The 22314-nt window shown below is 59.3% G+C and carries 18 protein-coding genes and 1 riboswitch; of the genes, 7 read left to right on the forward strand and 11 right to left on the reverse strand.

All coding sequences use genetic code 11. The features are described from left to right. Positions 1-174 precede the first annotated feature (174 nt). Complete coding sequence (locus ACYZTW_RS28070) at positions 175-1071, forward strand: GlxA family transcriptional regulator (RefSeq protein ID WP_177338842.1); 897 nt, start codon at positions 175-177, stop codon at positions 1069-1071. 195 nt (positions 1072-1266) lie between these two features. Here the strand turns inward: ACYZTW_RS28070 and zapE are convergent, their stop codons facing one another. From zapE to ACYZTW_RS28085, 3 genes are all read right to left on the reverse strand, one after another. Further along, positions 1267-2361, reverse strand: a complete 1095-nt coding sequence (gene zapE, locus ACYZTW_RS28075) for a cell division protein ZapE (RefSeq protein ID WP_046048269.1) — start codon at positions 2359-2361, stop codon at positions 1267-1269. Between the two features lie 91 nt (positions 2362-2452). Continuing rightward, positions 2453-3808: a tryptophan--tRNA ligase gene (locus ACYZTW_RS28080; protein WP_462002658.1), complete on the reverse strand. Its 1356-nt coding sequence runs from the start codon at positions 3806-3808 to the stop codon at positions 2453-2455. A gap of 24 nt (positions 3809-3832) precedes the next feature. Then, the gene (locus ACYZTW_RS28085) at positions 3833-4462 is read right to left on the reverse strand and encodes an alpha/beta hydrolase (RefSeq protein WP_462002659.1); all 630 of its coding nucleotides are present in this window, start codon (positions 4460-4462) and stop codon (positions 3833-3835) included. Between the two features lie 144 nt (positions 4463-4606). Here ACYZTW_RS28085 and ACYZTW_RS28090 point away from each other — a divergent pair, with 144 nt between their 5' ends. After that, positions 4607-5041, forward strand: coding sequence for a Z-ring associated ZapG family protein (locus ACYZTW_RS28090; protein WP_123365671.1), 435 nt, complete (start codon positions 4607-4609; stop codon positions 5039-5041). 201 nt (positions 5042-5242) lie between these two features. On the opposite strand, the gene ACYZTW_RS28095 is transcribed toward ACYZTW_RS28090, so the two are convergent. After that, positions 5243-5965, reverse strand: a complete 723-nt coding sequence (locus tag ACYZTW_RS28095) for an OmpA family protein (protein WP_462002660.1) — start codon at positions 5963-5965, stop codon at positions 5243-5245. Between the two features lie 114 nt (positions 5966-6079). After that, positions 6080-6724: an MBL fold metallo-hydrolase gene (locus tag ACYZTW_RS28100; protein WP_462002661.1), complete on the reverse strand. Its 645-nt coding sequence runs from the start codon at positions 6722-6724 to the stop codon at positions 6080-6082. Between ACYZTW_RS28100 and ACYZTW_RS28105 the strand changes: the two genes are divergently transcribed. Together ACYZTW_RS28105 and ACYZTW_RS28110 are read left to right on the forward strand one after the other, a co-directional pair. Continuing rightward, a complete protein-coding gene (locus ACYZTW_RS28105; protein ID WP_462002662.1) occupies positions 6723-7130 on the forward strand; it encodes a hypothetical protein in 408 nt (135 codons plus the stop codon). The two genes, ACYZTW_RS28100 and ACYZTW_RS28105, sit on opposite strands and share 2 nt — an antisense overlap. A gap of 3 nt (positions 7131-7133) precedes the next feature. After that, entirely contained in the window at positions 7134-7952 is an 819-nt protein-coding gene (locus tag ACYZTW_RS28110) for a PP2C family serine/threonine-protein phosphatase (RefSeq protein WP_462002663.1), read from the forward strand. Positions 7953-8006: 54 nt separating this feature from the next. Here the strand turns inward: ACYZTW_RS28110 and ACYZTW_RS28115 are convergent, their stop codons facing one another. The 5 genes from ACYZTW_RS28115 to ACYZTW_RS28135 all read right to left on the reverse strand — a co-directional run bounded on the left by ACYZTW_RS28115 (position 8007) and on the right by ACYZTW_RS28135 (position 17257). Beyond that, positions 8007-10745, reverse strand: a complete 2739-nt coding sequence (locus tag ACYZTW_RS28115) for a LuxR C-terminal-related transcriptional regulator (RefSeq protein ID WP_462002664.1) — start codon at positions 10743-10745, stop codon at positions 8007-8009. A 371-nt stretch (positions 10746-11116) separates the two neighbouring features. Further along, positions 11117-12481, reverse strand: a complete 1365-nt coding sequence (locus tag ACYZTW_RS28120) for a DUF1329 domain-containing protein (RefSeq protein WP_462002665.1) — start codon at positions 12479-12481, stop codon at positions 11117-11119. A 28-nt stretch (positions 12482-12509) separates the two neighbouring features. Beyond that, complete coding sequence (locus ACYZTW_RS28125; RefSeq protein WP_462002666.1) at positions 12510-14447, reverse strand: DUF1302 domain-containing protein; 1938 nt, start codon at positions 14445-14447, stop codon at positions 12510-12512. 337 nt (positions 14448-14784) lie between these two features. Then, positions 14785-16467: a fatty acid--CoA ligase gene (locus ACYZTW_RS28130; protein ID WP_462002667.1), complete on the reverse strand. Its 1683-nt coding sequence runs from the start codon at positions 16465-16467 to the stop codon at positions 14785-14787. 160 nt (positions 16468-16627) lie between these two features. Continuing rightward, the gene (locus ACYZTW_RS28135) at positions 16628-17257 is read right to left on the reverse strand and encodes a LysE family translocator (protein WP_129441329.1); all 630 of its coding nucleotides are present in this window, start codon (positions 17255-17257) and stop codon (positions 16628-16630) included. Between the two features lie 91 nt (positions 17258-17348). Between ACYZTW_RS28135 and ACYZTW_RS28140 the strand changes: the two genes are divergently transcribed. The 3 genes from ACYZTW_RS28140 to ACYZTW_RS28150 all read left to right on the forward strand — a co-directional run bounded on the left by ACYZTW_RS28140 (position 17349) and on the right by ACYZTW_RS28150 (position 20195). Further along, a complete protein-coding gene (locus tag ACYZTW_RS28140; RefSeq protein ID WP_462002668.1) occupies positions 17349-18314 on the forward strand; it encodes a 2-hydroxyacid dehydrogenase in 966 nt (321 codons plus the stop codon). A gap of 33 nt (positions 18315-18347) precedes the next feature. After that, complete coding sequence (locus ACYZTW_RS28145) at positions 18348-19346, forward strand: methyltransferase (RefSeq protein WP_462002669.1); 999 nt, start codon at positions 18348-18350, stop codon at positions 19344-19346. A 51-nt stretch (positions 19347-19397) separates the two neighbouring features. Further along, a riboswitch (yybP-ykoY riboswitch) is annotated at positions 19398-19522 on the forward strand. Positions 19523-19610: 88 nt separating this feature from the next. Continuing rightward, a complete protein-coding gene (locus tag ACYZTW_RS28150; protein ID WP_008155932.1) occupies positions 19611-20195 on the forward strand; it encodes a TMEM165/GDT1 family protein in 585 nt (194 codons plus the stop codon). 125 nt (positions 20196-20320) lie between these two features. Here ACYZTW_RS28150 and ACYZTW_RS28155 read toward each other — a convergent pair whose 3' ends face one another. Further along, positions 20321-21136, reverse strand: a complete 816-nt coding sequence (locus tag ACYZTW_RS28155) for a M48 family metallopeptidase (protein WP_462002670.1) — start codon at positions 21134-21136, stop codon at positions 20321-20323. Between the last annotated feature and the right edge of the window lie 1178 nt (positions 21137-22314).

Genomic DNA, 22314 nt, shown 5'->3' on the forward strand with positions numbered 1-22314 from the left:
TGGACACATCAGACAAAAAATAAGACGATCCAGCCGTCTGGTGACCACTTTCCCCTATAAGAATAAAGTTGAATTATGTCTAACCAAGTCTCCACGCCCTTGCGGCGCGTCAGCATCCTGGCTATCGACCGGGTTTTCGCTTCCACCCTCATGCAAGCCAAGGATTTCTTCCACCTGGCCAGCCTGCGTTACGGCAAACAACTGGGCCAAGGCCTGACGCCGGCGTTCGAAACCCGCCTGGTCAGCCCCGACGGCAAACCGGTGAACAGCTTCAGTGACGTGGTCATGCCGGTGGACGGCGGCCTGGAAAACGCCGACATCATTGTCCTTCCAGCCTTCTGGGACGATTTCGACACCCTTTGCCAACGTTATCCACAGGTCCTGCCCTGGCTGCGTCAGCAACATGCTCGCGGCGCAGTGCTCTGCGGCGAAGCCACCGGGGTGTTCTGGCTGGCCGAGGCCGGGCTGCTCGACGGCAAGGAAGCGACCACTTACTGGCGCTTCTTCAATGCGTTTGCCGAACGCTTCCCACGGGTTCAGCTCAATCAGGACAAACACCTGACCGACGCCGACAACCTGTATTGCGCCGGCGGAACCACCTCGGCCTGCGACCTTTACATTTACCTGATCGAACGCTTCTGCGGCGCCAACGTGTCCCAGGCCGTGGCGCGGGACATTCTTTATGAAGTGCAGCGCAGCTACTCGCCAGGACGAATCGGTTTCGGCGGCCAGAAGCTGCATCAGGATGTGATCATCCTGCAGATCCAGCATTGGCTCGAAGAGCATTTCGCCGATAAATTCCGCTTCGAAGACGTGGCTCGCGAACACGGCATGAGCATCCGCAACTTCATGCGGCGCTTCCAGACCGCCACCGGCGACAAACCGCTGCATTACCTGCAACGCCTGCGTATCGAGACGGCCAAAGGCTTGCTGTCCGGCAGCCGCAAGAGCATCAAGACCATCAGCTATGAAGTCGGTTACGACGATGCGAGTTTCTTCGCTCGGCTGTTCCGTCAGCACACCGAGCTGTCGCCGAACCAATATCGGCAGCAGTTCCAACAGGCTGCTTAGGTTTTAACGCCCCACACAATCCAAATGTGGGAGCGAGCCTGCTCGCGATGGCGGCGGCACATCCAAAAAAGAGGTGACTGACAGACCGCAATCGCGAGCAGGCTCGCTCCCACAGAGATCTTGATGAGCCAGATAGTTTCTATAGCGCACAAAAAAGGGCCTGCATTGCAGGCCCTTTTTATTTTCCAAAAAACCCTACGGCTTGTGCGCCCGGGACAGGAATTCGTGAGACTGCATTTCCAGCAGACGGCTGAGGGTGCGCTGGAACTCGAAGTTCAGACGACCGCCGGTGTAAAGGTCTTTGAGCTCGACTTCAGCGGAAATGATCAGCTTCACGTTGCGGTCGTAGAACTCGTCGACCATGTTGATAAAGCGTCGGGCGATGTCGTCGGTGGTGACGCTCATCTGCTCGACACCGCTGAGCAACACGGCGTGGAAGATCTTGCCCAGTTCGATGTAATCGTTCTGGCTGCGCGGGCCGTCGCAGAGTTCGCGGAAGTCGAACCAGGCCACGTCATCGCACGTGCGCACGGCACGGATTTCGCGGTTCTCGATCATCAACACGTCGTTCTCGATGGCTGCCGTGCATTCCGGCGTCAGGGCGCGGAAGCTCTTGCGCAGGCTTTCGTGGGACGCATCATCCAGCGGAAAGTGGAACAGCTCCGCTTGCTCAAGGTGACGCAGACGGTAATCGACGCCGCTGTCGACGTTGACGATCTCGGTGTTCTGCTTGATCAGCGCAATGGCCGGCAGGAAGCGCGCACGTTGCAAGCCGTCCTTGTACAGACCGTCCGGCACGATGTTCGAGGTCGCGACCAGGGTCACGCCGTTCTTGAACAGCTCTTCCATCAGCGTGCCGAGGATCATCGCGTCGGTAATGTCGGACACGAAGAACTCATCGAAACAAATCACCCGGGCTTCGTCAGAAAAGCGCTTGGCGATGATGGTCAGCGGATTCTTCTCGCCGCCGAGGGTCTTCATCTCTTCGTGCACGCGCTTCATGAAGCGGTGGAAGTGAGTGCGGACTTTTTCCTTGAACGGCAGCGCTTCGAAGAAGGTGTCGACCAGATAAGTCTTGCCGCGACCGACACCACCCCAGAAGTACAGACCCTTGACCGGTGCCGCGTCTTTCTTGCCAAACAGTTTGCCGAACAGACCCGGTTTGCTGTGCGAGGCCGCGACCAGATCGTCGTACAGGCGTTGCAAGTGGCGCACCGCAGTTTCCTGCGCGGCGTCATGGAAGAATTCCGGGCGTTTCAGATCAGCTTGATATCGTTCTAGGGGCGTCATAATTCGTTAGCAAGGCAACAAAAACGGGCCGTCACTGTAGCGACGGCCCGTGGGAATGGCAATCGGCCCTTGGTCGGGCCGAGCCGCTGATTTATTCCTGAACCGGCGTCAGCGCAACCCGCAGGATGTCGATGGCGACGTCGCGAGCCGCACCGTCGGCGAAGGCCGGGCTGTCGGCAACGCACTCGCCTTCGAGCCAGACGCTGAAGCTCAAGTCTTCATTGCGCACATCCAGAGGCTGGCCGGATTGCAGCTGCTTGGTCACCTGGCCTGCGGTTTTACCGTCGGCGAAGTTGCGCGACAGCAGCAGCTGCTCGCCGTCGGCCGACAGCAGACGGAAGCGGAAACTGCCGTCGTCTTCACGGAAGCTGACGAAACGCGCGGCTTTCGCGGCTTTCTTCTTGATGGTGGCAGCGACTTGGGTCTGAGCGACGAAAGAGCGCAGACCAACCGCCTCACGCAGTTCGTGAAGGAACGGTGTCGCCACCGAGCGGGCCTTTTTGGCGCCGATCTGCAGGATGTCTTCCAGGTCTGCCGGGCGCTCGATCAGCTTGTAATAGCGATCGCGGGACTCGCCCAATTCGTTGTCCAACAGCTGGAACAGGCGATTCTTCGCCTCGCCCCAACCCAGCCCCTGCAACAGTTCGCTGCGGAATTCGTCGGACTGCGCCGGGGTGGCGAAGGCCTGGAACAAGGTAAACAGATGCGAGTTGTCCGGATCTTTCGCCTCGCCTGGAGCACGGGAGTCAGTAACGATCCGCGAAATCGCGTCCTTCATTTCCTTGGCGCTGCTGAACAACGGAATGGTGTTGTCGTAGCTCTTCGACATCTTGCGACCGTCGAGGCCTGGCAACGTGGCGACGCTTTCTTCGATCAGCGCTTCAGGCATGGTGAAGAATTCTTTGCCCTGACCGAACAGGTGATTGAAGCGCTGACCGATGTCACGGGCCATTTCCACGTGCTGGATCTGGTCACGACCGACCGGCACCTTGTGGGCGTTGAACATCAGAATGTCCGCTGCCATCAGCACCGGATAGCTGTACAAGCCCATGGTGATGCCGGCGTCCGGGTCTTCGCCGGTTTCGACGTTCTTGTCCACCGAGGCCTTGTAGGCGTGGGCGCGGTTGAGCAGGCCCTTGGCGGCGACGCAGGTCAGCAGCCAGGTCAGCTCGGGGATTTCCGGGATGTCGGACTGGCGATAGAAGGTCACGCGGTCCACGTCCAGGCCACCGGCCAGCCAGGTCGCGGCGATTTCCAGACGCGAGCGCTGGATGCGCAGCGGGTCATCGCATTTGATCAGGGCGTGGTAGTCGGCCAGGAAGTAGAACGAATCGGCATTGCTGTCACGGCTGGCGATGATCGCCGGGCGGATGGCCCCAGCGTAGTTGCCCAGGTGCGGCGTGCCAGTGGTGGTGATGCCGGTGAGGATACGGGTACGAGTCGTCATGGGTAATCGCTTGTCAGACTGCAATCAATTCGAAAGACGCGGCAGGATCAGATCCTTGAGATCGGTCAGCTTGCCATGAAAAAAGTGTCCGCATTCTGCCACTTTCAGCAGCTCATGGGGGCGCTCGAGTTTGTCGGACCAGTCGTAGACAGCTTGCGGATCGATCACTTCGTCGGTTTCCGGCTGGATCAGGGTCAGCTCGCCTTGCTGCGGCAGTTGATCCTGATCGCCCAGACGCATGACCGCAGGCGCGACCATGAACAAATGCTTGAGTTGCTCGCCCTTGGCTTCCAGGCGTCCGCCGAGACTTGCGGCAACAAAACCTCCGAAGGAGAAACCGAACAGGGTCAGCGGCAAATCTGGATGTTTGGCCCGCAGCCATTCGGCCACCGCTTGAGCATCGTCGACTTCGCCCGTGCCCATATCGTGGGTGCCTTCGCTGGCACCCACGCCGCGATAGTTGAAACGCAAAGTAATCAAACCGGCGTCACGCGCAGTGCGCTGCAAGGTCGAGACGACTTTGTTGAGCATGGTGCCACCCTGCACCGGGTTGGGGTGGCAGATCAGCGCCAGGCCACGGGGCTGCTCGTTATCCAAATAAAGAGCTTCCAGTTGGCCGACCGGGCCATCAATCACTACAGGGGTTTCGCGCATAAGCAAGGAAGGAACTCCGTGACCTCGAATCGGGTCGACTCGTCTAGCAAATTGTCTGTGCCAATCTATTGCGAGTGAATCGCGGTATACAGCGCAGGTTCGAGCCGTTAACGTAAAGCAAAGCCGTTTATAGAGGAAGGACTCGTGGAACACTCGCTCTTAGTTTGGTTGTTGCCGACTCTTGCCCTGGTTGTGGGTGTCGCCATTGGATTCCTGATCGCTCGCCTGGTGCCGAATGCCGCTCCTAGCAGCACGCAACGTCAGCTGGATGACGTTCAGGAACGTTTCGACAGTTATCAGAACGAGGTGGTCACCCACTTCAACAGCACTGCAACCCTGGTCAAGAAACTGACTCAGAGCTATCAGGAAGTGCAGGATCATCTCGCCGAGGGTGCCAACCGCCTGGCCCTGGACGAGCAGACTCGTCAACGCTTGCTGGCCTCGCTGCACGCCGATGCGGCAGCCGCCCCACGGGAACGCCTGACGCCGCCGCGCAATCAGGAGCCGCCTCGCGACTACGCCCCCAAAGCCCCGAATGCGCCGGGCATGCTCGATGAGCATTACGGCCTGAAGAAGTAATCAGGTTTCGCGCGACACAAAAAGCCCTCGGACGAGTGATTGTCCGGGGGCTTTTTTGTTGCTGATTCTATTCTCTAGTGCCTGATCCGGCCCCTTCGCGGGCAAGCCCGCGAAGAGGCCGGAACAGGCGACACAAAAAAAATGCCCGATCATTCAAGGATCGGGCATTTTTCCTATCAGGGAGAGATCAGCCCCTTATGGTTACTGCTGAACCTGGCCTTGCTGCTGGTTGCCATACTGCTGACCCGGAATCGCCTTCAGGTTGACTTCGACCCGGCGGTTCTGCGCCCGACCATTGACGTCACCATTGCTGGCAATCGGGTTATCCGGCCCGGCGCCGCGAGCCGACAGGTTGGTACCGCTCACGCCTTGCGACGTCAGGTACGTCGCCACGCTCTGGGCGCGACGCTGGGACAGGTCCATGTTGTGCTGGCGGCTGCCGGTACTGTCGGTGTAGCCGACGATCTCGATCTGATTCTGGCTGAACTCCTTGAGCGAGCCCGCCAGATTGTTCAGCGGCTGATAGAAACCCGACGCGATGTTCGCCGAATCGGTGGCGAAGGTGATGTTGCCCGGCATGATCAGTTTGATCTGATCACCCTGGCGCTGCACTTCCACCCCGGTGTTGGCCATGCTGGCCCGCAGTTTTTTCTCTTGCTGGTCGGCGTAATAACCGTAACCGGCAGCGGAAGCACCCACCACCGCAGCGCCAATCAGCGCGCCCTTGCCACGGTTATCGTGACTGATGGCGGCACCGGCCAGAGCACCGGCCAGAGCGCCGAGACCACCGTACTTAGCGGTTTTGCTCATGCCCGTAGAACCACCATCGGCCTGGCCCTGGTTGTCGTAAGGGTTAGGCGAGGCGCAGCCAGACAGCAAGGCCACAGCCGTAGCGACAATAATCAAACGCTGCTTGGTGAACATGAAGAGCTCCTACTTTTTTGCATTCTGTGGTGCAACGGACTTAAGGCTTCAGCCTTTGCGGGCGTTGGATCATTTCGGACGACAAAAATTCCGTCGGGCTTTCACAACCGCCGATCAGGCCCGAACAAAAGGGTTCTCGCGCATTTCATCGCCCAGACGCGTATCGGGACCATGCCCGGTCACCACCGTCGCCTCTTCGTCGAGGGTGTACAGCCGCTGCTTGATCGACCGCACGATGGTCGCCTGATCGCCACCCCACAAATCCGTGCGCCCTACCCCGCGACGAAACAACGTGTCACCGGCAATCAGCAGCTTAGCCTCTGAAAACCAAAAGCTCATGGAACCCGGCGTATGACCCGGCGTGTGCAACGCCACGCCGCAGCCGCAGGCCAGTTCTTCATCATCGGCCAACCAGCGATCCGGCGATGGCACCGGGGTGTAAGGCACACCGAACATCTGGCACTGCATCTCCAGGTTGTCCCAGAGGAATTGATCTTCTTTATGCAGATGCAGGGTTGCGCCGGTTTTCTCCTTCAACTGACCGGAAGCCAGGAAGTGATCGAGGTGCGCATGGGTGTGAATGATGCTCACCACCTTCAACCCCAAGGCATCGAGACGGGCGAGGATCAGTTCGTGATTGCCACCCGGATCGACCACGATGGATTTTTTAGTAATCGGGTCGCCGATAATCGTGCAGTTGCACTGCAAAGGGCCGACGGGGAAGGTTTCGCGGATAAGGGCTGTATTCGGGGTTTGCATGGGTTTAATCCTGGTGCCAAGGCTGGGTACTGCGGTTGTGATCCGCAAAATTGATAGGTTATCCTCGCGCCGCGCCTATTTTGAAACAAGACGGCAGAAAGCCAATGCCCCCCTTCAATGGAACACGTGCTCGTCGATAAAAGCGTCCTTTTTCTGGACCCGGACATTATCAACCGCATGCGCGGCAAGAATGGTCTGCCCTTTATCGCCCACTCCGATCTTCGCGCTCAAGCGAGCAACGGCACCACAGGACTGCCAGGCAAACTACCCTATTCCCAACAAGGATAATCCCATGCAAGAAGACTCTCTCCTTTGTCAGGAAGACCTCGCCGAAAACCCGACCTCACGCGTGCCCGTTTGCCTCGTGCTGGACATCAAAGGTATTGAAGCCTGGGCACAGGTCTGAACCATGCCCGAGATCCCGGTGGACCACAGCTGTAAAACGGCCTGCGCATTTGTGGCAGGACGCTCGCACCTCAAGACTCAAACGCCTTGCCAGGACTATGTCGCGGCCAGAGAGTCCAACGAGGTGACCTGCATTTCATTGGCCGATGGGGCTGGCTCCAGAGCCAGATCCGACATCGGCGCCCAAGTAGCGGTCACGGCTACGCTGGCCTTTGTCTGCAAAAATTTTGAAAGCCTCTGGCAAAACATGGACAAACACAACGCGAAGGCAGCCCAGCGACTGGTTAATCGCTGCCTGGACGCGTTCAGACGCAAATCTGCAAAGCTTGGCGGCGATATCAACGACCTGGCCTGTACCTTGTCGTTCGTCGCTTACTCACGAGGCCGCTACCTGGCAGGCCACTTGGGCGATGGCGTCATCGCAAGCGTTGATGCGGACGGACAACTTCAGGCCTTTTCTCATCCAGAAAATGGCGAGTTCGCCAATACCACTCTGTTTCTGACTGACCATAAAGCGGCGTCGCGGCTCAGGTTATACCGTGGGCAAATCGAAGCCACGACGGGCTTCGCGATCATGAGCGACGGCACCGCAGAAAGCCTCTATCACAAATCCAGCGGCGTCCCCGCCCCGGCGATCCAAAAGTTGCTGGAGTGGAATGCAACGTTGCCCAGAAAAAAAATGAGAGAAGTGTTGGGTGACAACTTGCAACAGTCCATTGCCAGTAAAACCGGAGATGACTGCTCCATAGGCTTACTGTCGATCCTGAAGCACTCCATTGACGTGGGGCAGACATCCGGAGTGATTGTCTCTGAGGAGAAATGACCGAAAACCTCTGATCGCAAGGCCCAACTTGTTTCGGAGGTCTTCAAACGGCGATTACTGCAATACACCCAACTCTTTCGCCCTGGCGACCGCTTGCGTTCGCCGCTCCACCCCAAGCTTGCTGTTGATATGGCTGGCATGGGTTTTCACCGTGTGCAGCGAAATAAACAACTGATCGCTGATTTCCTGATTCGAACAGCCCTGGGCGATCAGTCGCAGGACGGCCATTTCCCGCGCACTGAGTTGTTCCGCGGCGGCGGATGACTCCGCTGCGGGACGGGCTGTCACTGCCGGAAGTTTTTCTGAAAGACTCAATGAAACGGGGGTCGGCGCACCGAGTTGAAGTTGGTTACGTAGCCAGTCCGGATGTTCAGCCAACAACCCGTCAAACGGTTGCAGCGCTCCCCCGGCTGCAGCTTCCAGTGCCTGACTCAGGGCCTTGCGGGCCTCGGGTTCGCGTCCGCACCCCAGCAACAACATCACTTTTTGAGTCAGTGCCATCACGCTGAGCAGCTGCCTGCCCGTTTGCTGCCCATGCTCAAGCAACGAATTCAATCGTCCTTCGGCCAGCATCGGCTGCCCCTGAATGACCTCCAGCAAGGCCTGCTGCAACTCGATATGCAGCGGCAGTTGCGGATGGAACTCCGGAGGGGCTGCCGCGTGTTCACCGTTATAGGTTTGCCCCAAGCGAGCGAGCCAGGCTTCGGCCAGATCGGTACGCCCCTGAGCCAGCCAGAGTTCGCATTTGACCAGGGTGATCATCGCCAGGTAGTAGATCGGTGGCACGTCCCAGATGTGCATCAGGCGCTCGGCTTCGGCGAGTTCGGCGAAGGCTTTAGCGAATTCGCCGCTGCTGCCCTCAAGCCTGGCGATCACGCAGTAGCCGATCAATACGCTGATATCACGACAGGCGCGTGCTTCACTCAAACCGGCTTGCAAGCGTGCCCGCGCGGCTTGGGGCTGCAAGCGCAGGGCTAGCAAAAAGCCTTCGTACAACGTCAGTCGGGCGCGTACGGCATAGAGCCGTTGCGGGGATAACCGTTGCAGGCGTTGCAGCCCCTGACGCACTTCATCCAGCGAACGAAGGATTTCACCTCGCGCTTGCAGCACACGAGCGCGGTCGTAATGGGCCAGCGCTTCGAACAGCGGGTTGCCGACCCGTTGCGCCAACTCCAGAGATTCACGGTTCAATCCGCGTGCACGCCACAAGTCGCCGTCGGCAATGGCCAGGTTAGACAGGGTCGAGAGGCACATCAGGCGTTGCCCGTAGCGTTTGGCGGGCAGGCTCTCCTGCGCTTCGGTGCAGTAGAGCAGCGTCAGCTCACGATTGCCGCGCCCGCGGGCGATGATCCCGCTCAGGGCCAGCCATTGCGCCAGCATGGATTTCTGCGCGGTGGCCGACGGAGCCGGCAGGAAGCGGCTCAAATGACTGGCCAGCTCCTCGGCGGCGTCCAGCTGACAAGCCAGCCCCAACGCCCAGCTGTACAGCACGATCAACCGTGGTGTGCTGATCAGCAGGCTGTCGGGCAAATCCATTTTCCAGCGCAGCAACATGCCGACGTTCTGTTCGGCCAGCAGTTGTTCTTCGGACAGGTTCTGCACCAGGTTCGCCGCGACGTCCAGGTGCCCGGCACGCAATGCCTGCTCCACGGCCTCATCGAGCAGCCCCTGAGCATTGAACCAGCGACAGGCGCGCAGATGCAGACTGGCAGCCGGCACCATCGCCTGAGCCGTAGGCCGGGTGCGCAACAGGTCGGAAAACAAATGGTGGTAGCGATACCAGTGACCGTTTTCATCCAGTGGCACCAGGAACACCTGATGGGCCAGCAGAAAACGCAGGATCTCGGCACTGTCATGGGCTTCGCGAACGGCGTCGCACAGTTCGCTGCAAAAACGTTCCTGAGGCGCGGTGTCGTAAAGGAATGACTGCACCTCGGCGGGCAGACAATCGATGACTTCTTCCAGCAGGTAATCGCGGATCAGTCCTTCCCCACCATGCAGCGTCTGCGGCAAGGCACCCTGGGAGCCCGCTTCAGACGCCGCCAGCAGCCAGAAACGCAGTCCGGCGACCCAACCTTCGCTGCGCTGGATGAGGTTCTCCAGCGCTTCACCGCGCAAGGAGCTGCTGTGCCGATCAAGCAGGGTCAGGGCTTCGTCGTGAGTCAGGCGCAAGTCCTGTTCATTCAACTCGAGCAGTTGCCGCGACAGCCGCAGGCGCGCCAGATGCCAGTCCGGCCGCTGCCGACTGGTGACCATGACCAGCAAGCCGTCAGGCAGGTGATTGAGGAAAAATTGCAGGCAGCGATCGAGAACCGGGCCCTGCGCCAGATGGTAGTCATCAAGTACCAACAGCAGAGGCGCACTCGCAGACAAGTGCACGGCCAACTCATCGAGCAAACCGTCCAGCCATTCTTCAAAGGCAAACGGCTGGTGCCGCTGCCGCATTTTCAACAGTCCCAGGGACTGGCTGCCCAGTTGCGGAAAAAAGTCCTGGAGGCCTTCGAGCAACCGCTCAAGAAAACGTCCGGGATCGCTGTCTCGCGGACTCAACCCCAGCCACAGACTTTGCCAGTGAGCCGGCAAGCCCTGACAGAACTCCACCGCCAACGAACTCTTGCCAAACCCCGCCGGTGCGCTGACCAGCAACAACCTGCCACCGAGACCCGCACTCAGGCGCTCGCACAGACGAGGCCGCAGCACATGGCCGTCAGGCAACGGAGGCCGAAAAAAACGCCCGTCCAGTGCCGCGACGGCAACGCTTGCAGGGCCCGGGTGTGGGGACAGATCAGTCATGGCCGGCTCTTGTTTGAATGGCGGTTGGCGGCGTTGCAGATGTCCGCAGCCTAGCGGTAAACGAAGAGGGAATGAAGGTTATTGCTACAAATGGCTACAAAAAGAATACACGCAGAAGTATCCGCCTGATCTGAACTCACCTTGTAGCAGCTGTCGAGCTTGCGAGGCTGCGTTCGGCTGCGCAGCAGTCGCTATACCATGCGCCGCATAGTGTCAGGCTGAATGGCGGGGTAGGTTCTGCGACTGCTGCGCAGCCGAACGCAGCCTCGCAAGCTCGACAGCTGCTACAACGGATTGTTATGGCCATACAAAAAAAACGCCCCGAACCAGTCGGGGCGTTTCTCGAGGATGCGGCCTCTGTTCAGTGCAGCTTAGCGAACACCATCCTGGCGCAGAGCGGCCGGGGTGAAGTCGCTGGTGGTGGCGGTGAAGCCGAAGTCATACGCCGATTTTTCTTCGTTCTTCATGCCCAGTGCCAGGTAGCGGCCCGATTGCAGGTCGTACAAGGTTTCCAGGGTGTACCACGGCACTTGAACGTTGTAGTAGTTCTGAGAGTGAGCCTCAGCCACACGCCACAGTTGATTACGACCGTCGTAGTGGTCGATCACGGCCGCTTGCCAGGTGTCTTCGTCGATGTAGAAGTCACGCTTGGCGTAGATGTGACGCTGACCTTCCTTCAAGGTAGCCACCACATGCCAGACCCGGCGCAGCTCGTAACGAGCCAGGTCCTGGTTGATGTGACCGGCCTTGATGATGTCGTCGTACTTGAGTTGCGGCGAGTCGAGTTTGTAGCTGTCGGAGGCAATGTACATCTCTTTCTTGCCTTCGAGTTTCCAGTCGTAACGATCCGGCGCACCGTTGTACATGTCCAGGTTGTCGGACGTACGCAGGCCATCCGCCGCGGTACCCGGCCCGTCATAGGACACTTGTGGCGCACGACGCACGCGGCGTTGACCGGCGTTGTAGACCCACGCCGAACGCGGCTCCTTCACCTGGTCGAGGGTTTCGTGTACCAGCAGCACACCACCGGCCAGACGTGCCGGCGCGGTCACTTTCTGCTTGAAGTAGAACAGGATATTGCCCGGATTCGCCGGATCGTAGTCCTTCATCTTGTCGCGGAACACGAACTGATCCTGGAAATACACCAGGCTGTACGAGCCGTTCGGCTGTGGCGTGGCCTGGGTCACCAGACGGGTCACGCTGCCACCGCGATAGCGGGTGATGTGGTTCCAGATGACTTCGACGCCGGTCTTCGGAATCGGGAATGGAACTGCGGTTTCGAAGTTCTCCAATCCGTTGCCGCCGGACACCAGGTTAGTGGCGGTGGCGTTTTTCTTGATGGAGGCAAACACGGCATCCGGCACGGTCGCGCCGCGATGGGACGGGTAAACCGGCATTTTGAAGGTTTCCGGGTAGCGCTTGAACATCGCGTACTGGCCCGGTGCGAGCTTGTCCTTGTACTGGTCGACGTTCTGCGCCGTGATGGTGAACAGCGGTTTTTCACTGGCGTATGGGTCGGACAGGAAACCTTTGCTGTCGGCGGTGCCGGCGTTTTTCGCCAACGGCTTCCAGGCAGGGATCGATCCGTCAGCGTTGCCCGACATCTCGGCGCCCATCGGGGTCAGGCTCTTGCCCAGTTTGTCCGCTTCGGCCGCAGGGACCGCCGCCATGACGCCGGTCGCCAGCAGCGAAAGCCCCAGAACACCGACGTGGAACAGACTCTTTGTTATTTTCATAGGTGTGTTCGTCCTGATAATGCAGTGCTTAGAAGTTCACGCCGAAGCTGAGCGCAACGAAGTCGCGGTCATCGACGGTGGTGTACTTGCCATCAAAGAAGTTGGTGTAAGCCAGGCTCGCGGTGTAGGTGTTCTGGTACTCGGCATCGAGGCCCAGGCTCACCGCTTTGCGACCTTCCTCGAAGTTGCCGCCAGGGCCAGGCGAGTAGCCTTCCACGTCATGAGACCAGGCCACGTTCGGCTTGAGGTTCACACCGGCGAATACGTCGTTGTATTCCCAGATGGCACGACCGCGGTAACCCCAGGAGTTTGCGGTGGTGAACCCGTCGTTTTCACAGTAACGACTGACGTTGTTTTGCGGTCCGCCTGCCAGGGTAGAGGTGTTCAATGCCACGCACTGACCACTTGGCAATGGGCCAGGGCCGTAGCTCGGGTCACGACCGTAACGCGCTTTGGAAGAGCTTTCCAGACCGCCAACGTGAGTAAAGCCGACCTCGCCAACCAAGGTCAGTCGCTCAGCGCCCATCACCTGGTCGAAGAAGTGAGTAAGGGTCGTCTGGAGCTGGGTCACTTCCTTGCGGCGATAGCCTTGCTGATCCTGCCCTGGCGTCCCCTGAAGCACGGAAACGTTAGGGTTCAGAGGCGTCAGACCAGAAAATAGAATGTCGGTGGTGTTGAGCTGAACCGGAGCATTCGGCCGGTAGCTGACTTCACCACTCCACGCAGTACCTGTAGGTAACGTGGTGGAGAAGCTCAAGCCATACAGGCGAATATCTTCAGGGTACTCGACGTAGTAGCTGGAGTTACCCGCCACCACCAACGGCAGCAAGGTCGGGGCCAGGCCTGCCGCGACACCGGCCGGAACACCCGCAGCCCTCAGTGAACCCACCAGGCCCGCCGCGCTGTAAGCGCTCGCCGGAGCACCTTTGCCGCTGAAAATCGGCGCACGGCTGTGGTAGTTCATGAAGTAGGCGCCGAACTCGGTGTCCAGCGGATCGAACATGTATTTGAAGGACACGCCGAATTGACCGCTGTCACGGGCATCGCGGTCCGGACCGCGACGAACGATTACACCTTCATCCGGGTTGCCCCAGGTCACGCCTTTGGCAGCCAGGGTATTGATGCTTGCATTACGCAGCGAAGCCGGCAGCCCCGCAGCCGTCAATGCACCGTTGAGCCCGTTACGGGTGCGCAGTACGGCCAGGTTGTTATCGCAGCCATCCGCAATCACGTCCGGTTGCGAGAAGAAGGTGCCGCAGTTGTCGACAACGGTCTGGTCCCATTCGAGCTGGTAGAAGGCTTCGGTCGAGAGGTTCTCGGTGAGGCTCTGCGAGACGTAGAACATGTTGACCGGGATCAGGCCTTCCTTGATCTCGGCACCGGGGCGACGGAACGCGGACACGTCGATCGGGTTGATCGAGTTGATACCGCCGCCGATGAAGGTACTTTCACCCCAACTCACTACCTGCTTGCCCAGACGCACGGAGCCCGGCTGATCGGCAACGGAATAGTTGTGGTAGACAAAGGCGTCGAGGATCTGGCCGCCGGAGGACTTGGCGCCTTCCTTGCGGTTGCTGTCGCTGATGTCCTTGAACTCGCGGCTTTCGTCCTTGAGTTCAAAGTCGTACCAGTATTTGCCACGGACGAAAACGCCGGTGTCGCCATATTTCAATTCAAGGTCATGGATGCCCTTGAAGATCTTGGAGAATGTTTCGCCGCTCTTGAAGTTCAGGTGACCGTCATCGGAAGTCTGGGACAGGCCACGGCCGCCGTTGTTGACGCCGATGAGGTTCTTGTTGGCATTTTCAGTAGACCAACTGGCACCGATCGACAGGGACGAGTCGAACTGACCTTCGATTTCACCAACGTTGAAACTGACGCCGAATGCTGGCCCGGCGAGCGTAGAGGCAAGACTGACCGCCAGGGGCAGTTTCGCCCGGCGCCAGAACTGGTTTACTGATGTCATCGACGCTACTCCATGTGCATTATTGTTATGGCAGTGAGCACTTCTAAAAACGCTGTGGATGACTGGGAGCCAAGGTGTCCCTAAGTCATTCCAAAGATGCATCGCCCCGGTTTGTGCGTTTGCTCCGTTCTTAAAAATCCTTGAGCGGACTATAGCCAGCAGGTAGTACTGCTTGATCCCTCTAAAGTGTGATTTGCAGCTGCCAGCCACTCTGGAACAGTCCTTTCGCCAGTCCGACACCTGTCGGCCCGTCTAGGATGGCTGAAAATTCGGATTTGACAAGCCAAGCGCTTGCTTGGTGGGGCTGGCGTGCCCTTTTGGGCACGCCAAGTGACGCTTAAAGCGTCGAGAGGAAGGTGCTGTTGTTGGCTTGCCATTCGGTGATGTCGACGCGAATACGTTTCTTGTCGAGTTTGCCGACACTGGTCTTGGGAATTTCAGTAACAAGGGCGATCTGGCTCGGGATGGCCCACTTGCTCAGGTGCCCCAATTCCACGAACGGCTTGAGGTGTTCCTTCAGTTCTTTGGCCCCGATCACATGGCCTTCGCGGACCACCAGCAAGGCAAACGGACGCTCGCCCCACTGCGGATCGGCGATGCCCACCACTGCTACTTCGCGTACCGCCGCGTGGCGACTGATCAGATCTTCCAGGTCCAGGGAGGAGATCCACTCGCCGCCGGTCTTGATCACGTCTTTGATCCGGTCGCGAATGTCGATCACACCCATGCTGTCCAGGGTCGCTACGTCACCGGTGTGCAGCCAGCCCCCGGCCCAGAGCTCGGCGCCCTTTTGCGGTTCGTTGAAATAACCCTCGGTGAGCCACGGCGCACGCAGCACCAGTTCGCCTTGGGTCTCGCCATCGGCGGGCAGGAAGTTGCCGTCGGTGTCGACGATCGCCGCCTCCACCAATGGCCCCGGCACACCGGCCTTGATCCGGTACGTGGTGCGTTCGTCTTCGGTGCCGGCCATCAGCTCATCGTTGAGGTGTGCACACGACACCAACGGCCCGGTTTCCGACATGCCGTAAGCGGCGGTCAGTTGAATACCCTTGGCCTTGGCCGCTTCATAAAGCGCACGGTTCAGCGCACTGCCGCCGATGACGATTTTCCAGCCACCGAAATCCGTGCCTTGCGCAGCTTTTGAGTTGAGGACCATTTGCAGGATGGTCGGCACGCAATGGGAAAAGGTGACCTTTTCCTTGCGCCATAGCTCCACCAGGTACTCAGGGTCATAGCGACCGGGATAGACCTGCTTGAGCCCGAGCATGGTCGCCACGTACGGCAAGCCCCAAGCGTGCACATGGAACATCGGGGTGATCGGCATGTAGACGTCATTGGTGCCCAGCAAACGCACGCTGTCGATGGCGCCCATGATGGTCGATACGCCCATGGTGTGCAGGACCAGTTGCCGATGGGTGAAGTACACGCCTTTGGGATTACCGGTGGTGCCGGTGGTGTAGAACGTGGTCGCGACCGAGTTTTCGTCGAAGTCCTGGAAGTCGTACTGCGTGCTCGCCGCCGCCAGCAATTGCTCGTACTCGCCGATGAGGTTCGGCAAGTCAGCGGTTTTTTCCGGCAGGTCGGTCAGCAGCAGGGTTTTCTCCACCGTAGTCAGGTGCCCGGCAATGGCCTGGTACAACCCGACGAACTCGCTGTTGACCAGCACAAAGCGGTCCTCGGCGTGGTTCATGGTGTAGAGGATTTGTTCCGGCGACAGGCGCACGTTGATGGTGTGGATCACCGCGCCGATCATCGGGATGGCGAACATGCATTCCAGATAACGATGGCTGTCCCAGTCCATCACCGCCACGGTATCCCCGGCCTTGACGCCGGCCGCCGTCAGCACGTTGGCCAGCCTTGCGACCCGTTCGATCAGGGTCGGATAGCTGTAGCGCAACTGGTCGCGGTAAATGATCTCGCGGGTTTTCTCATAACGAGCGCCGGACATCAGCAGCCGTTTAATCAGCAGCGGATACTGGTAAGCGCCTTCGGCTGGGGGGATAACGCGAGTCTGCAACATAAGAGTCCCTTTTCTGACTGCACGGTCGTGGCTGAAAGTAAGCACTTTAGTGCCCTTGGACGCCAGCCAAATCAGCCAAAGGAATGATTTGCAAAGTCGTGCAAATGCTAGCGTTGCGCCAGCATCTGCGGATATTTCCTATCCATTACTCGTCGCGCGATCAATGCATCTCGGTAAACGCGAGTTTCACACCGATAGCGATCAGTACCGCGCCCATCGTCCGATCGAACCAGTGACCCATCCGGGCAAAACCTGCGCGCACGCGCTGCTGGCTGAACAGCATCGCCACCAGGCAGAACCACACAGCGGTGGCCACCGCGAGGTAGAGGCCGTAGCCCGCCTGAACCGCCAGCGGCGTGTGCGGGTTGATCACCACGGTGAACAGCGAGAGGAAAAACAGCGTCGCTTTCGGGTTCAGACCGTTGGTCACGAACCCCGAAGTGAAGGCGCCGCGAGCAGTGCGCTCGCCTGCTTCCTTATGCAGATCGTCAGCCGCAGGTTGGGCTGGCTGCGCTCGCAGGGCCTTGAAGCCGATGTACAGCAGGTACGCGGCGGCGGCCCATTTCAGGGCATTAAACAACACGATCGACTGGGACACGATCAGGCCAATGCCGAGCAACGAATAGCCGACGTGCAGGAAAATTGCCGTACCGACACCCAGCGCCGTCCAGGTGCCAGCGCGACGACCATGGGTCACGCTCTCACGCACCACCACCGCAAAGTCCGGGCCGGGGCTGGCCACGGCCAGCAAGTGAATCAGGGCAACGGTCAAAAACTCTGTCCAGTACATGGGGGATCCTTTTGGCCAAGCGTAACTGTTTGTTTCATCTGGTAGGCTCGGCAGATTACGCCTTCAGTTCATTGCACAAAAGGTACAGTTGATGACGAACACTCACCGCGCCGTTTTCCTCGACCACCCGTCCCTGGACCTGGGCGACCTCGACCTCAGCCCGCTGCAAGAGTGTTTCAGCGATTTACAGCTTTTCGCCCAGACCACGCCGGACCAGGTGATCGAACGCCTCAAGGGCGCCACCGTTGCCATCAGCAACAAAATCCTGATCGACGCCGCCGCCATCGCCGCCAGCCCCGAGCTGAAGCTGATCCTGATCACCGCCACCGGCACCAACAACGTCGACCTCGCCGCCGCCCGCGCTCACGGGATTACCGTCTGCAACTGCCAGGGTTACGGCACGCCGTCGGTGGCGCAGCACACGATCATGTTGCTGCTCAATCTGGCAACACGCCTGGCCGATTATCAAAAAGCTGTCGGCGAAGGTCACTGGCAGCAGGCGAAACAGTTCTGTCTGCTGGATTACCCGATTGTCGAACTGGAAGGCAAAACCCTCGGCCTGCTCGGTCACGGCGAACTGGGCAGCGCGGTCGCACGATTGGCCGAAGCTTTTGGCATGCGCGTGCTGCTCGGTCAGATTCCCGGGCGCCCTGCCCGGCCGGATCGTTTGCCATTGGATGAGCTGCTGCCGCAGATCGACGCGCTGACCCTGCACTGTCCGCTCAACGAACACACCCGCCACTTCATCGGAGCCCGTGAACTGGCGTCGATGAAATCCGGTGCATTCGTGGTCAACACCGCACGCGGTGGCTTGATCGACGAACAGGCGCTGGCCGATGCCTTGCGCAACGGTCACCTGGGGGGGGCGGCCACCGACGTGTTAAGCGTCGAGCCACCGACCGCCGGCAATCCGCTGCTGGCCCACGACATTCCCCGGTTGATTGTCACCCCGCACAACGCCTGGGGCAGTCGCGAGGCACGCCAGCGGATCGTGGGCCAGTTGACCGAAAACGCGCAGGGATACTTCAGCGGTAAAGCGCTGCGGGTCGTCAGTTGATAGACTGCGGCACTTTTTTCACAGGAGCAGAGTATGGATCCGCGCAGTGAAGTACTGCTTCGTCAGGCCGAGTTATTCCAGGGCTCGGTGCTGCTGGCCGGTTTGCCGGCCGATGACCTGCTGGGCCGTCTGCCCGACGCTCATGGCTGGTGCTGGCATGCCGGCGATCAAGCAGCGCTGGATGCCCGCTTTGCCGAGCGTAGCCATTTCGGTGTGAATGTATCGGAGCGCACGTTCGACACCGCCGTGGTGTTTCTGCCCAAGTCCAAGGACCTGACCGACTACATCCTCAACGCCCTCGCCTCCAAACTGGCCGGCCGTGAACTGTATCTGGTGGGTGAAAAACGCAGCGGCATCGAAGGGGCGGCCAAGCAACTGAACCCCTTCGGCAAACCGCGCAAACTCGACAGCGCGCGGCATTGCCAGCTGTGGCAGGTGACCGTGGCCACTGCGCCAGAAGCCAAGTCGCTGGAAAGCCTGGCCGAAACTTATGAATTGCCGCTGGCCGAAGGTCCGCTAAAAGTCATCAGCCTGCCGGGCGTGTTCAGCCACGGTCGACTGGATCGTGGTAGTGCACTGTTGCTGGAGCATCTGGACAAATTGCCGAGCGGCCATTTGCTGGATTTTGGTTGTGGTGCGGGCGTATTGGGAGCGGCCGTGAAACGCCGTTATCCACACAACCAGGTCACCTTGCTTGATGTGGATGCGTTTGCCGCCGCCAGCAGTCGCCTGACATTGGCTGCCAACGGTCTGGAAGCGGACGTGATTACCGGTGACGGTATCGACGCTGCACCGATGGGTTTGAGTGCAATTCTGAGCAACCCACCCTTTCATGTCGGGGTTCACACCGACTACTTCGCTACCGAGAATTTGCTGCGAAAAGCCGCCAAACATCTGAAAAACGGCGGCGAACTTCGCTTGGTGGCGAACAGCTTCCTGAAGTACCAACCGCTGATCGAAGAGCATCTGGGCGTATGTGCGATCAAGGCTGAAGGACAGGGTTTCAGGATCTACCGAGCCAAACGCGGCTAGGACTACTTTCTAAAAAAGAGGCTTGCCCAATCGGATTTGCCTAGGCAGAATCCGCTCCGTCCTAGGGGAGTAGTCTCCCACGAGCGCCATGCTCGTCCGGCATACGTCAACATACTTGGTCAACAGACCATGGCGTATGCGACCCAAGCGTCCGCATCAGACGGATCGCAGGGTTTGACAAGACCTATGACACGAACACCTTACCCGGGGCGGGAAGGCTGTACGTGTCATAGCCGTGTCGACCCGCCCCTTAGGAAAACCCTGATGTTGGATTCACTTCTCGTTCCCACCGCAATCGTTGCCTTGGCCGAAATCGGCGACAAGACGCAACTGCTCGCGCTCATTCTCGCCGCTCGCTTTCGCAAACCCTGGCCGATCATCGCCGGTATCGTCGCTGCAACCCTGGCCAACCACGCAGCAGCCGGTGCGGTAGGCGCCTGGGTCGGTAGCTTCTTCTCGAATGCGACGCTGCACTGGATCCTCGCCGCGAGCTTCACCGCGACGGCATTGTGGACCCTGGTGCCGGACAAGATGGACGACGACGAAGCCAGCACCGCCCGCAAGTTCGGACCGTTCCTGACCACGCTGATCGCGTTTTTCCTTGCGGAGATGGGCGACAAGACTCAAGTCGCCACGGTGATGCTCGCTGCGCAATACCCGGAACTGTGGCTGGTGATCATCGGCACCACCGCCGGGATGTTGATTGCCAACGTGCCGGTGGTTTTGGCAGGTAACTTTGCCGCGGATAAATTGCCGTTGACCCTGATCCGTCGCCTGGCGGCGTCGGCGTTCTTCATCCTCGCCATTGTCGCGGTGTACAAGGCGATGCAGAGCAGCGGGTGGGTTTGATGTCGTAGGCCGTCAGACCGCGTTATCGTTCTTCGCGAGCAGGCTCGCTCCCACAGGTGATCGCGTTCCAATGTGGGAGTGAGCCTGCTCGCGAAGGCGTCAGCGGCCTCACCGCATGACTATCATTATTTCTTGGCTTTCTCGTACAGCGGCATGACTTTCGGGATCGCCGCCTGCAACGAAGCAATACGACTCGACGACGCCGGGTGAGTGCTCATGAACTCCGGCGGCGAACCTTCCGAAGCCTTGGTCATCTTGTTCCACAGGGTGATCGCGGCGTTCGGGTTGTAACCGGCGCGAGCGGCCAGTTCCAGGCCGATCAGGTCCGCCTCGTTTTCATTGGCGCGACTGTTGGGCAAGGTCATGCCGTAGTTGGCCACGGTATCCGCCAGCGCCAGGCTGTCCTGACCCAGACCGAACAAGGCACCGGCGCCCTGCTTGGCCATTTCGATGCCGTAAGCCTTGGACATCGCTTCACGACCATGCTCACGCAGGGCGTGGGCGATTTCGTGGCCCATGATCGCGGCGATCTCATCATCGGTCAGTTGCAGGCTGTCGATCAGGCCGGTGTAGAAAATGATCTTCCCGCCAGGCCCGCAGTTGGCGTTGAGCTCGTCGCTCTTGATCAGGTTGACTTCCCATTTCCATTGGGCCGAATCCGGACGGAAAACCGGCGCCTGGGCAATCAGCCGGTCGGCAATGGCCTGGACACGTTTGGCCTCGTTACTGGTCTTGTCCAGCACGCCTTTGGTGTTCGCCTCTCCGACGGTCTTTTGATAAGACTGGGCGTACATCTGGTTGACCTCGTCGGTCGACAGCATGCTGAACATGTACTGTTTGCGCTCAACGCCCACCGCGCCACCGCTGGTGGTGTTGACCGACTGACAACCGGCGAGCAGCAGACCTGCGCTCAGTGCACACAAAACCAATCTCTTGTTCATCAAAAAAACCCCTGAAAACATGCGGCGTATCCTAGGCGTGGAATTGTATCGACGCCAGATACATCAGACATTCAGACGCACATTTCGGACAAAGCTCCCGTCGCCGCAGGAAAAAATTCACATAACCTCACCCGCCACGGCCGGTCCCGTCCTGCAATGATTCATTTGCGACATCAACCTCTCCAAAACAGCCAATTCGCCACCGCCCGCTCATGGTCATCCAGCCCCCTGCCGATACACCACCGCAGACGTCCTCTTGCGTGCGGAGCACCCATGAAATTCAAGTCGATCCAGTTTTCCGTGGCGGCCCTCGCCGGCGCCATCGTTCTTAGTGTCGTGGCAGCCCTGGTGCTGTACGCGCTGTTTTCCGGCGCACGAACACAAGACATGGTCCAGCAGCGGACCCAGGCACAATTCGAGCAAGTCATCGAACAGCGCCTGACGTCACTGGCGCAAACCCAGGTCAGCCAGATCCAGCGCGAGCTCGAAGCGCCACTGCTGATTGCCGGTGGGCTGGTGCGAGTCAACGCATTGATTGGCACACCGGGCGCCGATGGCCAGCCACAGCTGAGCCTCAGTCGTGAGCAAATGATCAGCCTGATCAAGGAAAACGTCACCAAGAACCCGAAAATTCTCGGCACCTACATCGGCTGGGAAAAAAACGCCCTCGATCACAACGACGCGGCCTACGTCGACACCAAGGTTGTCGGCATCGACGCCAGCAACGGCCGCTTTCTGCCTTGGTGGTTCCGCAACGAAGACGGCAGCCTGGGCCTGGACAAACTGGTGGACGTCGACGACCAGAAAACCTTGTCCACCGGCGTACGCGCCAGCGAGTACTACCTGTGCTCCAAAGAAACCAAAAAATCATGTGTGATCGATCCGGCGCCCTACAAGGTCGGCGACAAAATCGTCATGCTCGCCTCCTTTATAGAACCGATCATGCTCAACGGGGCCTTCCAGGGCATTGTCGGCGCCGACTTGTCGGTGAACTTCATTCAGGAAATGCTCCTCGGCGCGAATCAGAAGTTGTACAGCGGCTCAGGTGTTATGGCCTTGATCGGCGGTAATGGCCGGATCGTTGCCTACACCAAGGACCCGAGTAAATTCGGCGAGAAAGTCAGCGACATCCTCGACAGCCAGCAGATCGCCAACATGGCCAATCTCAAGCGCGGCGA

Source organism: Pseudomonas sp. LB3P25 (assembly GCF_054897985.1).